Source organism: Acinetobacter sp. FDAARGOS_559 (assembly GCF_003940475.1).
Classification (GTDB): Bacteria; Pseudomonadota; Gammaproteobacteria; order Pseudomonadales; family Moraxellaceae; genus Acinetobacter; species Acinetobacter baumannii.
The window spans coordinates 2,167,378-2,180,756 of the sequence record NZ_RKJG01000005.1; the positions used below are offsets into that span (position 1 = coordinate 2,167,378).

Here is a 13,379-nt window from a genome sequence, read left to right on the forward strand (position 1 = left end):
AGAGGTATGCCTTTTTATTAGATAGTATACATTTTAGAATCTTAAGGCTGACGGAGTCCATAAAGGTCAATTTTCCAAAGAAGATTTTGGGTTGTAGCAACAAAGAGGATTGATTCAACTACTGCCAGACCAGCAGAATAGTTACAGTGATGGATATAGGCCCATGCACTACTTTCACAAATAAAGTCATTGTTTGAACGTAACAAGCGATTATCTGTAGTTGAAGCGAAGAGAATATCTCCATAAGCAGCCATTGCATTAACAGTAGCATCCTGCGTGAATGTCGTCATTGCTACCCATGACGGAGTTGTTCTCGTTGCTGGCGCCCTCCATAATGCTCCCAGACTATCAACTGCATAAAGCATTCCGCCCGTAGCAGCTAACGCCTTGGTTCCACCAGTCGGGCCAGTCCCCATTGAAGCCCAAGGCTGCCCCCCCTCTGAAGCAGGCTTCCACCAAAGTTGATTATCGGATGTAACACAATAAAGTGTATCTCCAAGAGCTGTCATTGCAACGACATTATACGCATGACTAACATCACGCCAAGCTACATCTGCACCAATAGGGTACCGCTGTAAAAGTCTATTTTGTGTTGTTGCCATGAAAATTTTGCCTTGCAATGCGGTGAGCGCACAGCAATCATTTGCATATCCAATATTCTCCCAATCCCATGTTATACGCTGTTTAAGACGGGAAAATACATTACGTGTGATAGTAGTCACAACGGCATCACTACCCAAAACATATATCCAGTCCGTTGTTGCAGCATTAAAAACTGTACCGTTATGAGAAAATATACCCATTGTCGCGCGCCCTGGTTTACCAGTCCATGAACCAAGCTCTGCTGAGGCAAGCACAGTCATAGTCAGTGGTGTATTTTCATCTCCAGTAACACGTGGGTAACCCTCCTCCTCATCTACATAAGCTGCAGCATCAGTCTCATAGGTCATAAAAGCTGATGTTGTAGTTGTGGATAAAACTCCGTTGAACACCCAATGTTCTGGAAACCGGATTGTATATGCTGTCGCTGTTCCACCATAAGCACCTTCAGTGAAACCAGTCCCAAGAAATGAATTCTGGGGTCGGTTCAATGGTGGCTCTGCCCATGCTACAGTCGTATCATAAGCATTTTGATTCGGGTCACTACCAGCAAATTTATAAAAAACAACCATGCGGTTCCCTTGTTCTAACCTTACAGCTCGGTAGCATGTGTTACCAGAAAGTATGATCAGGTTACCACCGTTAGCAATAAACTGCTCCGTTTGGTCTCGCATTGCTCTTGTCCAGTACTCATCATGTCCTGCAATGATCAAACACTCATAGTTCGTGAGTAGATTTGAAATACTATGGAGGTCCACACTTGAGCAATATTCAATTGCTATTCCTTCAGTTTCAAGCCAGTGAATGAGAATAGACTCAGGCCCATTACTTGCTGGTGTACCACCAGATCGATTAAATGAAACTTTATTCGCACGAGCTCCTCCCACACTATTAAAATCATATAAACTTTTGCCACCTGCCGCATTATAGGCGGTCGGTGTCAGAAAAGAGACTTGTAAAAGCACCTTAGAAACGGCCGCCGGAATGACTGGCCGAATCACAAAAGTAAGCACATCTTGAGACATATAGGCAAGTCTGTATAACCCAGAAGGCCAATTTGAAGGGATATTAAATGTTGTTGAAACTGGCCAACCAAATCCTTCCCATGGGTTGGTAGTCGGAAGTGATCGGGTAAAAAGAGTTGTAGTAATTGTTGATGATACTGAGGTTGTTCCTATACGCTCTATGGTTAAATTCATTACCCCAGGTACATCAGTACTGAGATAAAAACTGATTGAACTTCCAGGTAAGACGGAAGTTGCTGATGAATATCCAAAAACTGCCATGTTTCCACCTCTTATCCTTATGAAATGAAAAACTGGAAAATTTCTTACATCTTTTAACGCTTTTATCTATAAATGAGCTCATTTCTAGCATTCGTCAAGATCAATAACTTAGGTAAAATTTTTAAAATTAAAAATTATTAAATTTATTATTCATCAGCAATTTAATATATTTTATCAAAAAGAAAAAAATATAGTTTCTAAAGAGTATTTTAAGTTTTAAATATAATTATTGATTTCACATGAATTTTAAAATAAAAACAAAACCAAAAATAAAAATAAAAAATATTATTTAGTAAAAAAATCAAAGTATTATTTAGTAATTTATAATATTTACAATAAGAAAGAATATTTTATATAATTTTTAACTCTATTTTTTATATATCCTTTAAGAAAAATTAATAATGAAAAAGGAAGCTTTGTGCTTCCTTTTAAATTGTTAAAAATTAAATTCCGTACTTTTCACGATACGCTCGCATATCGGCTAAAGCTTCTTTTTCGTCTTTTCCATCTAAATAATCCATTAAATCTTTCATGGTAATCAGTGCGTGCACAGGGATTTCTAATTCTTTTTGAACTTCTTGAATTGCAGAAAGTTCACCTTGCCCACGTTCTTGACGATCTAGCGCAACCAACACACCCGCAATAGTTGCACCGGCATTTTTCAAAATCGTTACCACTTCGCGAATCGCTGTGCCTGCGGTAATCACGTCATCAATGATCCAGACTTTTTTACCTTCAACTGCAGCACCGACTAAAACACCGCCTTCACCATGATCTTTTGCTTCTTTACGGTTAAAGCCCCATGGCACGCTCTTGTTATGTGTTTGCGATAAAGCAACAGCAGTCGCAGCTACAAATGGAATACCTTTGTAAGCTGGTCCAAAAATCACATCAACATTTTCACATTGTGTTAATTTATCGGCATAGCCTTGTGCTAAAAGAGATAAAGCTTCACCATCGTTGAGTAGGCCTGCATTAAAAAAATAAGGACTCACGCGTCCAGATTTTAAAGTAAACTCACCAAATTTAAGCACACCGCGTGATAATGCGAGTTCGATAAATGCTTGCGGGTGAAATGACACAGGCGTTGTCATGAGGTGCTCCAAATTCACAATTGAGGTTAAATTTTCGCATGATACCAAAGGATCAGTATCCAAGTGATGTAAAAATTCTTCGAGTCGTTTCCATTAACGTAAATGGCTTACGTTCTTCAGTGACGAAAGGCTTACTTGAATGGTTAGAACAATCAGATGCCGATGTCGTATGCATGCAGGAAAGCCGCATTACCCATGAACAATGGACTGAGAAATTTAGACCCGAGGGATGGCATACCCATCTCTTTCCAGCAGAGCGTGCAGGCTACGCAGGTACTGCAATTTATAGCCGCTTACCCTTTGTCTCTATTAAAGATGGTTTAGGGTTTGAATTGGCCGATAGTCAAGGCCGCTTCATTTCTGCCGAATTCGATTTAGGTTTGTCACATCCCGTACATATTGCATCATTATACTTACCTTCAGGCTCAAGTGGTGAAGAAGCGCAAGCACGTAAAGATTTATTTTTAGGTGAATACGCCAAAATCTTGAAACAATGGCGTGATGAGAATAAGTCCATCATTATTTGTGGCGATTACAACATCGTTCATAAACGAATTGATATTAAAAACTGGTCTGGCAACCAAAAGTCGTCTGGCTGTTTACCACATGAGCGTGCTTGGCTTGACCACATTTATGATGAACTTGGCTATGTAGACACCTTCCGTGTTGTAAGAACAGAAGCGGAATTGTATTCATGGTGGTCAAATCGCGGACAAGCGCGTGCGAAAAATGTAGGTTGGCGTATTGACTACCACGCATGTTCACCAGACTGGAAAGCGCGCACTGTAAATGCATGGGTCTATAAAGATCAATGGTTTAGTGACCATGCTCCAGTTATTATCGACTATAAAATTCAAGAATAAGTGAACACATGTTCACTTACATTGTCGTTTTTGCTTACAACACATGTCGCTTTTGAGTATTTTTCTTACACATGTTTAACGGCATTATAGCCCCACGGCACAGGGAAGCAGTCAGGATGACGCAAAAGGATAGGACGCCGTAGGAAGATAAAATAAACTTAAGATAAGTTTATTTGCAAGGATGTGACAATGGACGTTGAAATGAGACCCGCATGATCAGGATGATTAAATGCGGGTTTTCTCTTTTCTATCTCTTATTTTTTGCGCTACGTTCTTTTAGTTTTTAATTTATTCTTATTAAGCTCATTATTACCTTGTCTTATGACAATAACATGACATTCTTTATTGTTTTAATCATTATTTTTCATTTGTTTTAAAAGTATCTGTATAAAGTAGTGCTCAAATGCATTTTGGGTTAGGCTGTATGTTCTTTCTTTTTGACATGGTCCGATAAAATGTTAAAAATTTATGGTATTAAAAACTGTAACTCGATGAAAAAAGCATTTGATGCTTTACAAGCAAAAGGTTTGAGCTACGAATTTCACGATTATAAAAAACAAGGGATCGATGCTGATACCCTAAAAATCTGGCTAAAAGAAATTGGACAAGATACGGTGCTCAACAAGAAAGGTACTACGTGGAAAAAACTATCTGAAGAAGAACAAACGCGTGCTTTAAGCAGTGAAGATCATCTTATTGAGGCGCTAATTGCTCAGCCAAGCTTAATTAAGCGACCAGTTCTACAAACCCCTAAAGGGTTTCTGGTAGGCTTTGACGAAACGGCCTATCAAAACTTAAGCGCATAAAAAAACGAGCCCACTGGCTCGTTTTTTTATTTAAGCTTTTAGTTCGCACGAATCCAAGTTTGGTTACGGCCCAATGCTGAAACGCCAATATAACCACGTAATTTAAGTTTCTTACCGCCCTCAGCCAACTCACCTTTTAATTTGTAAGTTTTGCCAGATTTCGGGTCTAAAATTGTACCGTTTTCATAACTGTTACCACCTACATTTTTTAGATTATGTACAATGGTCACACCTTTAAGCGGTTTGTTTTTATACGGACCTTCACATTTTGTACAAACGTTTTCTTCACCTGGTGTCAAAATGTTTTGAATGGTTGCAGTTAAGGTTCCATCCTTCTGTTCCGTAAACTTTACTACGGCTTTGGGCTTATTGGTTTGGTCATCAATCGTTTTCCATACCGTTCCGTTTAGTGGGTCAGCCGCATTGGCAAATGCAGCCATACCAACAAGTCCTAAAGCTAAAGCAATCTTTTTCATTTTTGTAATATCCTTGGGTCTTCCAAGACTTCAGTATTCAAAACTCGCAACGATATTGCAATTTTTGAATGTGACTGTTTCGTGTAACCTTGTAACCTTGAAAAATAAAATTTATAGGGAAACAAGTAATTAACATAAGCGGATACTATATGAATATACCTAATGTTTTAAAATATTATTTCACAGAAACATTTCTTAAAACAGCAATTCGCAAACCAAGTCAGTTGAATTTACCTCCAACTGCTCTGCGCCCTATGCTTGAACAACTTTGCCGAGCATTTCCAAAACAAAAAAATGTAACCGTTCGACCAATCCGACTTGCTGGCATTAAGGGTGAAGAAATTAAAGCTCAAGATTCAGCGACCCAGCTTATTTTTCATATTCACGGCGGCGCCTTTTTTTTAGGAAATTTAAAAACACATCATGCGTTCATGACAGATTTGGCTGCTCGTACCCAAATGCAGATTATTCATGTGGACTATCCACTTGCACCGGAGCATCCATATCCTGAGGCGACTGAGGCCTTATATGATGTCTATCAATCATTATTAGTTCAAGGTATCCAACCTAAAGATATTATTTTATCTGGTGACTCTTGTGGAGCTAATTTGGCTTTGGCACTTTGCTTACGTTTAAAAGAACAACCCGAACTTATGCCAAGTGGCCTGATTTTAATGTCACCTTTTCTAGATTTAACCCTAACCAGTGAGTCTTTAAGATTTAACCAAAAACATGATGCCTTGCTTTCTCTTGAAGCTCTTCAGATCGGTATTCAACATTATATTGGCAATCATATTGCGGCAGATGACCCGCGTGTTTCACCTATTTTCGATAACTTAGAAGGTTTACCGCCAACATTAGTTCAGGTCGGTTCAAAAGAAATTTTATTAGACGATGCCAAACGTTTTAGAGAGAAAGCTGAAGAAGCAGGTGTCAAAGTACATTTTAAACTTTACACAGGCATGTGGCATAACTTCCAAATGTTTAATGCTTGGTTCGAAGAAGCAAAACAGGCGATGGCGGATATTGCTGAGTTTGCTCATGAACTTGATAAGACGTAATCAAAATGAAGAAGTGACAAATTTAAAATTTGTCACTTCTTCATATTTTTCACAATCCAAATCATGAGGTTTAATTTATGAATCATGGTATGTTTAGGTTATGAATCCTTCAAACTCTCCCTCTTTAGGATGATCTGACGAAGAGACATCTCTATTTAGGAGTTCCTTTATTATTATGAAAATTCGTTTAATCACTCGTCCTATAAATAAAATAAAACAGGTGATTCTCGATTTCATCCACCACAATCACATTATTAACTGGACCCCATTACAAAAAAGCGCACTAATGCTTACCCTCGCCTGCGCAATGAATTTCAGTTGGATTTTATGGAAAGGCTATATTTTAATTACTCCTAGTATTTGGCAATGGGCAAATCTATCTTTAGTTGAATCACAAATCTGGCTGAATTTACTGACCTTATTTTTATTAGCTGTACTCATTATTCCTTGTTATCGCTACAAAGACCAAGCTTGGGCGCAAAAAATTGTGCCTTTAATTAGTGTACAAGCCTTTATGCTGATGTTGTGCCACGATGGATATTTAATTGGTAGTATCAGCCCTGCCACAATGGTGGGTTACGTAGGCACTATTGGCGTAGGTTTGGTTTTATTTGAAAGAAAAATTGTTTATAGCGCTTTTATACCTGCAACTATTATTCTAGCGGTATGTACATATTTAAGTATGACGGGAGTTATTTCATATGCTCCCCTATTTAATTTTACAGCGATGCGTCATGCCCAAACCAATCCATTTTGGCTAGGAAGTATGCTGTTTTTTATTATGCCTATTTTAGTGGCGTGTTTTATTTTATTTGAAATATTGCTGACCCAATGGCGTCAACGAGAAACCTATATTCAACGTTTAAGCCAAATCGACCCGTTAACTAATGTCTTAAATAGACGAAGCTTAAACACTCATCTTGAAGCACTTCATGAGCAACAATTTGATTATGCCGTGATCCTTCTTGATATCGATCATTTTAAAAAAATTAATGATATATACGGACATCACCAAGGTGATCAGGTTTTGATTGAAATTGCTCGGTGTCTTTCTGAAAACTTACGTAATGAAGATATTATTGGACGTTTTGGTGGAGAAGAATTTATTTTATTACTTCCTCATACCGATATTATTCAAGCAGAAAAAATTGCTGAACGTTGCCGGCAAGCTTTACAAGAATTGACTATCTTCAATAATCAAAATATCCAAATTCATGTAAGTGCCAGCTTTGGCATCAGCAGTTCTGCTTTTGCAAATGACCCCTATCTTGTGATTAGACAAGCCGATCAAGCCCTCTATGCGGTAAAGGCCTCTGGGCGTAATCAAGTACGCACTTTTCACCAACTACCTCAGATCAAATCAATTTGAATCTTTAGCTTTTGATAAGCTTCCCAGCTGTTGTAAAAGCTCTTGCTGACTAAATGCGCCTGTTAAACGTAAAGAACGAATTTCTTGCTGTTGCTTGTTTAAAAAGAGATATGTAGGAGGCCCAAGAATATTCCATTGTTTGAGCAATGCTTCATGTGACTGGTCATAATGGCTCAAGTCAAGCTTAATAAGATAGTAAGGTGCAAGAGCCGTCTGAACCTCAGATGCTTTTAAAATACGATGTTCAATAGGCTGACAAGCCACGCACCAATCAGCATAGACATCAACAACAATAGCCCGATCAGCAGGAGCTGCTGCTAAAATCTTTTGAAAGTCTGCTGCCGTGGTCGCCACATGCCACTCAGCCATATGCTCAGAATTTTGTAAGCTACGATTTTGAATATGTTGATACTGGTTATAAACCACAAATGGCGTTACCAATAAAAGTAGGAGCGCATAAAGCCACTGTAACTGTCCTTTTTTCCAAAAGAACTGATACAGCGCATAGATAATAAAAGCCAACCCAAGTACAAAACTAAGTGCTTGCATCCCCCAATCTGGTAATAAAGGACGGATGAAATAAAGGCTTAACCCCAACATCAGAAAAGCAAAAATTACTTTAATCTGATGCATCCAGTCGCCCGCTTTAGGTAAGAACTTTGCACCTAAAACACTCGCGATGAGTAAAGGGATTCCCATGCCAAAACCGAGACAGAATAAAAGCAAAGCACCTTGCCATTGGTTCTGGGTTTGAGAAATAAATAATAAAGTTCCAGCCAAAGGCGCAGTCATGCATGGGCCAACCAAGAGCGCAGAAACCACCCCCATAACGCCTGCGCCAACTAAAGTACCACCTTGTTGCATGGACTGAATACGATCAAGGCGATTTAACCAAGTTTGCGGTAACCGAAGCTCAAAAAGCCCAAACAGATTTAGCGCAAAAACCACAAACAACAAACTAAACGCAATAAGAGTAGCAGGCTGTTGTAGCCAGCGTTGGAAATTTAAACCCGCTGAAGAAGCAATCAAGCCTAGACCTGCATAGACCAATGCCATACTACACACAAAAGTAAGTGCAATCGTCCAAGCTTTTAAACCTTTGTGATCTCGGATAATTAATGAAGTTAAAATCGGCAGCATTGGTAAAGAACATGGCGTAAATGCAAGCAGCATGCCTAAACCTAAAAATAATAAAACACCATACCAAAGCGAGTGTTCAATTAACTTAGCTGACCAAACCTGATCTTGGGCAATCTCTGGAGCAGCTCCTTCAGCTTGAGTAGCTGAACTCTGATTTTCTAAAGACTCCGTAGAGCTTGATGCTTGGGTATTTGCCAAATCTAATAAGCGTTTTGTTGCTGCACCAGCCTGATTTTGCAGACCGACCAGACCATCTGCGTCAGTTTGAAACTCAATAGTTTGTGGAGGATAACAAATACGGTCTTTGGCACAGCCTTGCCAAGTTACAGTGTAGTGCTCTGAAGGCTTGGTTTTAATCTGGAAGTTGACTTGATGGTAATAAACTTGGCTTTGGCCATAGTTCTCATCATATTGAGAAACTGCTTTAGGCAAATTTAAAGTTAAAGACTGATTGCCCTGTTGTACGGTAAATTTATGCTGATATAAATAATAATTCGGCTGAATCTGCCACGATAACTTTGCGGTATGCGATTGTGGCGATTCAACCGAAAATGAAAAAGCCTGTTCGGGTGACAATAACTTATCTTCTGCAAAGACAAACTGACTCAATACAAAAGTAGCGGCTACTAGAAAATAAATAATTGCCTGAGAAATAAGCTTTTTCATCAATAATAATGAGTTCAAGTTAGTCTGATCAGAATAAGAATGCCATGCCTAAGCCACCTTTGTAGCTCTTATCTTGACCTTCTAAGTCCACACCAATATTTGCATCAAGTTGAGTGCGGTTATTTACTGCGTAAACTAAACCTGTTCCTAAACCATATTGGTAGTCTTGGCTTTCAGCTTTACGATAAACAAATTCAGAATATCCTGAAAGTTTGCCCGCAATCTTATAATTGATGGTTGGAATTGCAGTCACTGCCCAGTTACTGTTTTGTACTTCATAACGCATGGTAATAGAAGTATCCAACAAATCATTATATTTATAAGCTACTGCTGAACTTAAACTATATATATCGTCATGGGCAGTAAACTCATCATTACCTGTTGCGATAACAGCTTCAGCCAATACAGCCATTGTTAAATTTTCATCATTTAAATCAATCGCTTTTTTTAAGCCGATGCTTACATCGCCAAAACCTGAGTTATCCGTTTTTTTACCAGCACGTTTAGTTTGAGTCCATGCCGGACCTTGCCAGCCTAATTGCAATTCCAAACCATCAGCTAAACCTGTACGGAATAACATCTCCTCATTTACAGTAACTGTTTTTTCTTTAACGCCATCAACAGTTGTCTCTGTATAGGTTGCACTTGGTAAACCTTGTTCCCATGCTAATTTACCAACTGGCGTAATGCCTGTTCCAAAGCCTGAACCCGGACGATCAAACGAGAACTCTGCGGCAAAAGTACTTCCTGCAGCAATAGCGGTCAGAGCAAAAGTTAAAATTTGAAATGTTCTCATTCTATTATCCAATCAAGTAGTTAATTCTTTTGACATTTTTGCTCCATGACGGCGCAATAACTCTAGTGTTTCACGCTCTTCTTGAAGCGCTTCTGACCAATCTATTTCATCAAAATCACAATCAAAGAACAACTGACTGATTGAAGATAAAATGGTGAGTCCTTCTTCATCACGTGTGTTTGGATCAACTTTTTCATCTAGCAAGCGCTGAACTGCTGGTGCACATGCCGAACTTGCTGCATCCCATAGTGGGCCATAAAACTCTTCTGCATCCCAAAGATGAACATTTGCCTTTGCCTGAATGAGGGCTTCAAGAATATCGAGATAAACTTGCAGGGCTTGCTGTTTTTCTTCTTGTGATAATGGAGTCCCCGCTTCATACGCTTCAGAGACGTCTTCCCACCATTTAAAAATTCCATCACAAATAATGGACACTGGCGGTCCTTGTTCCGGATCAATGAAATTCGGATCAAGACCCTCAGCAAGTAATTTTTGTACTTGCGCGAGTTCTAATTCTTCTATGGCTTTAATTAAAGCCTGCTGTTGGGTGGTTAACATGACCATCTCTCAAAAATATATTAGCGCTATTATGCCTAATCTCTACTGAAGATTTTAGAGGTCAACGCTATTGCATTGCAAACCTAAAGTTGTGAAGAGTTTTTATTGGTCTTTTTACATCTTCATAAAAAAAGCCCCGAAGGGCTTTTTAGTGTTTTTTAAACTTCATCATCAATGAATTCTGGTTGACCACCTCTCGGGTGTTCTTTTTTCTCAAAGGTATGTTCAAGGCTACGTTTTAGCTTTTCAATCGCGCCATGAATTGAAGCGTCAATATTTCCTGCTTTATGGTGCACTGCAACTGGTTTTAAGCCAGAAGGACGTGCTTCGATCATACAGTGGATATCTTTGTCTCCACCTTTGTCCCCATTTTCATCACTAAAATGAACCGAGAAATGTGTAATACGTTCGCTATGACGTTGGAATTCTTGAGTAAGTTCTGCACGTACATAAGTAATTAAACGTTCACTATTATGGATGTTTTTATCTGTGCGGATTTCAATATTCATAAATACCATCCTCTCTTTCTTACTGTGGATCTTTTCTATGCAAAACTTTTTTATGTTGGCATGTTTTAAGCATGCATGAACTGACTTCAATTGTACATTTTGATGGTGTAATGGTTTGTTATCTCCTGACTTAAACGTACTGCTTTTAATTTATTTTGAAGATCTTCATACCTTCAATATCAGTCCATCTATAAAAATATGCAAGCTGATTTTTTAAATTTTTATGAAAAATTGAACAAAAGGAGAGCAATTGTGTCCGAATCTTATCTATCTGGAGCAGAACTTATTGAGCAGATTCAAAAGTCTCCTTATTCACGTGATTTAATCGGTTATCACGGACAGCCTCCAGAGGTGAAATGGCCTAATAATGCTAAGGTTGCCGTGCAATTTGTGCTGAATTATGAAGAAGGTGGCGAAAAACATATTGAACACGGTGACGAAGGTTCAGAGCAGTTTTTATCCGAGATTATTGGCGCTGCAAGTTACCCAGCCAAACATATGTCGATGGACTCTATGTACGAATATGGTTCACGTGCTGGTTTTTGGCGCATTCATAATGAGTTTCAACGGCGCAAGCTCCCCATGACCATTTTTGGAGTAGCAATGGCGCTTGTTCGCAACCCTTATATTGTAGAGGCAATTAAACAGGCCGATTACGATGTGGTTTCTCATGGCTATCGCTGGCTTCATTATCAAGAGACTGATCTTGAAGTCGAAAAACAGCATATGGAACAAGCCTTATCTGTTTTAGAAAACTTGTTTGGAAATAAAACTATAGGTTGGTACACCGGGCGTGATAGCCCCAATACGCGTCAGTTGCTTGCAGAGTTCCCGCAAATACAATACGACTCTGATTATTATGGTGATGACCTGCCTTTTTGGACCACACTTACCGATACGGCGGGTGCATCACGACCTCATCTGATTATTCCTTATACTTTGGAATGTAACGATATGAAGTTCTGCTCACCAGGTGGATTTAATAGCTCAGAACAGTTTTTTCAATATTTAAAAGATAGTTTTGATGTGTTGTATGCCGAGGGAGAAACTGCACCAAAAATGATGTCTATTGGAATGCACTGCCGTATTTTAGGGCGTCCGGGTCGTTTTAAAGCATTACAAAGATTCCTAGACTATATTGAAATGCATGATCGTGTTTGGGTATGTCGCCGTCAGGATATTGCAGAATATTGGTTTAAAAATCACATAAATCAATAATTGATTTTTAATTTTCCAAATTCTTAAGCAAATATCAAATCACTCTTGGCACTGTTATTGCTAAAACTCTATATCACGACAACGAGTTTAGGAATAACAGTGTTTTTAGCCGAGTTTAATCAAGCCCCACCCGACCAACTCAAGACTCTGTTAAACAACTGCGTCCATATTCCTGTATGGGCCGAAAAAATTATTTCAGAACGTCCCTACTCATCAACATCAGTACTTTTAGGGTATGCAGAACAATTAAGCCACACATGGTCATGGCAAGAGATTCAGGCCGCATTAGCCACCCATCCAAAAATTGGTGAAAGACAAGCAAAAAAGCAGCTCAATGCAAAAGAGCAAAATTTTTCAGCCCAAGAACAAGCTGGCATTTCCTTAGATGAACAAACACAACAAGCCCTGCTGCAAGGTAATATCGAGTATGAGCAGAAGTTTGGTTTTATTTTTCTAATTAAAGCCGCAGGCCTCAGTAGCGACGAGATTTTAAAAAAACTCCATCAACGTCTTCAAAACAACTTAGCTATAGAAAAAGTCATTGTACATGAGCAACTCGCTGCAATTGCTCTATTACGTTTATCTCAGGAAGTACCAGCATGATCAGCACTCATATTTTAGATACGAATTTAGGTAAACCGGCTGCACAGGTCGAAGTGAAGTTGTTTCATGCAGTCACTCATGAACTGATAGCGACTGCAATTACCAACCAAGATGGGCGAGTGATTAATTTTGGAATAAAAAACTTAGGTAAAGGTGCTTATCAACTTGAATTTGAAGTTGCCCCTTATTTTTCATCACAGCAAATCAAAACTTTTTTCCCCCGTGTTTGTATTCAATTTTTCATAGAAGACACCAATCAGCATTACCACATTCCATTACTCATTAGTCCATTTGCTTACTCCACTTATCGCGGCAGCTAACTCAAATATAAATA

The 13,379-nt window shown here is 38.8% G+C and carries 14 protein-coding genes; 7 read left to right on the top strand and 7 right to left on the bottom strand.

The features are described from left to right. Positions 1-41 precede the first annotated feature (41 nt). Together EGS71_RS11900 and pyrE are read right to left on the bottom strand one after the other, a co-directional pair. Positions 42-1,886 carry a N,N-dimethylformamidase beta subunit family domain-containing protein gene (locus tag EGS71_RS11900; protein ID WP_000257880.1) on the bottom strand — a complete coding sequence of 615 codons (1,845 nt, stop codon included), beginning with the start codon at positions 1,884-1,886 and terminating at the stop codon, positions 42-44. A 443-nt stretch (positions 1,887-2,329) separates the two neighbouring features. Next, positions 2,330-2,980 (bottom strand): orotate phosphoribosyltransferase, encoded by a 651-nt coding sequence (gene pyrE / locus EGS71_RS11905; RefSeq protein ID WP_000211302.1) that lies wholly within the window; start codon positions 2,978-2,980, stop codon positions 2,330-2,332. A 38-nt stretch (positions 2,981-3,018) separates the two neighbouring features. On the opposite strand from pyrE, the gene EGS71_RS11910 reads away from it, so the two are divergent. Together EGS71_RS11910 and EGS71_RS11915 are read left to right on the top strand one after the other, a co-directional pair. Further along, positions 3,019-3,843 (top strand): exodeoxyribonuclease III, encoded by an 825-nt coding sequence (locus tag EGS71_RS11910; protein ID WP_000612365.1) that lies wholly within the window; start codon positions 3,019-3,021, stop codon positions 3,841-3,843. 455 nt (positions 3,844-4,298) lie between these two features. Next, complete coding sequence (locus tag EGS71_RS11915) at positions 4,299-4,649, top strand: arsenate reductase (protein ID WP_000913164.1); 351 nt, start codon at positions 4,299-4,301, stop codon at positions 4,647-4,649. A 38-nt stretch (positions 4,650-4,687) separates the two neighbouring features. Here the strand turns inward: EGS71_RS11915 and EGS71_RS11920 are convergent, their stop codons facing one another. Beyond that, entirely contained in the window at positions 4,688-5,125 is a 438-nt protein-coding gene (locus tag EGS71_RS11920) for a DUF2147 domain-containing protein (RefSeq protein ID WP_000717017.1), read from the bottom strand. A 149-nt stretch (positions 5,126-5,274) separates the two neighbouring features. On the opposite strand from EGS71_RS11920, the gene EGS71_RS11925 reads away from it, so the two are divergent. Both EGS71_RS11925 and EGS71_RS11930 read left to right on the top strand, forming a co-directional pair. Continuing rightward, positions 5,275-6,186, top strand: a complete 912-nt coding sequence (locus tag EGS71_RS11925) for an alpha/beta hydrolase (protein WP_001025103.1) — start codon at positions 5,275-5,277, stop codon at positions 6,184-6,186. 175 nt (positions 6,187-6,361) lie between these two features. Next, positions 6,362-7,555, top strand: a complete 1,194-nt coding sequence (locus EGS71_RS11930) for a GGDEF domain-containing protein (protein ID WP_000702281.1) — start codon at positions 6,362-6,364, stop codon at positions 7,553-7,555. Here the strand turns inward: EGS71_RS11930 and dsbD are convergent. The 4 genes from dsbD to EGS71_RS11950 all read right to left on the bottom strand — a co-directional run bounded on the left by dsbD (position 7,547) and on the right by EGS71_RS11950 (position 11,224). Next, entirely contained in the window at positions 7,547-9,361 is a 1,815-nt protein-coding gene (gene dsbD, locus EGS71_RS11935) for a protein-disulfide reductase DsbD (RefSeq protein ID WP_000733806.1), read from the bottom strand. The two genes, EGS71_RS11930 and dsbD, sit on opposite strands and share 9 nt — an antisense overlap. Before the next feature lie 28 nt (positions 9,362-9,389). Continuing rightward, on the bottom strand, positions 9,390-10,157 hold the full coding sequence (locus EGS71_RS11940) for a transporter (RefSeq protein ID WP_001258753.1): 768 nt from the start codon (positions 10,155-10,157) through the stop codon (positions 9,390-9,392). A gap of 12 nt (positions 10,158-10,169) precedes the next feature. Beyond that, complete coding sequence (locus tag EGS71_RS11945) at positions 10,170-10,715, bottom strand: ankyrin repeat domain-containing protein (protein ID WP_000958427.1); 546 nt, start codon at positions 10,713-10,715, stop codon at positions 10,170-10,172. 158 nt (positions 10,716-10,873) lie between these two features. Next, positions 10,874-11,224 (bottom strand): HPF/RaiA family ribosome-associated protein, encoded by a 351-nt coding sequence (locus EGS71_RS11950; RefSeq protein WP_001019316.1) that lies wholly within the window; start codon positions 11,222-11,224, stop codon positions 10,874-10,876. 252 nt (positions 11,225-11,476) lie between these two features. Between EGS71_RS11950 and puuE the strand changes: the two genes are divergently transcribed. From puuE to uraH, 3 genes are all read left to right on the top strand, one after another. Then, positions 11,477-12,442 (top strand): allantoinase PuuE, encoded by a 966-nt coding sequence (puuE, locus tag EGS71_RS11955; RefSeq protein ID WP_000004707.1) that lies wholly within the window; start codon positions 11,477-11,479, stop codon positions 12,440-12,442. Positions 12,443-12,541: 99 nt separating this feature from the next. After that, positions 12,542-13,045 (top strand): 2-oxo-4-hydroxy-4-carboxy-5-ureidoimidazoline decarboxylase, encoded by a 504-nt coding sequence (gene uraD, locus EGS71_RS11960; RefSeq protein WP_000477672.1) that lies wholly within the window; start codon positions 12,542-12,544, stop codon positions 13,043-13,045. Then, the gene (gene uraH / locus EGS71_RS11965) at positions 13,042-13,365 is read left to right on the top strand and encodes a hydroxyisourate hydrolase (RefSeq protein WP_000626021.1); all 324 of its coding nucleotides are present in this window, start codon (positions 13,042-13,044) and stop codon (positions 13,363-13,365) included. The genes uraD and uraH overlap by 4 nt, the downstream gene beginning before the upstream one ends. Positions 13,366-13,379: the final 14 nt, after the last annotated feature.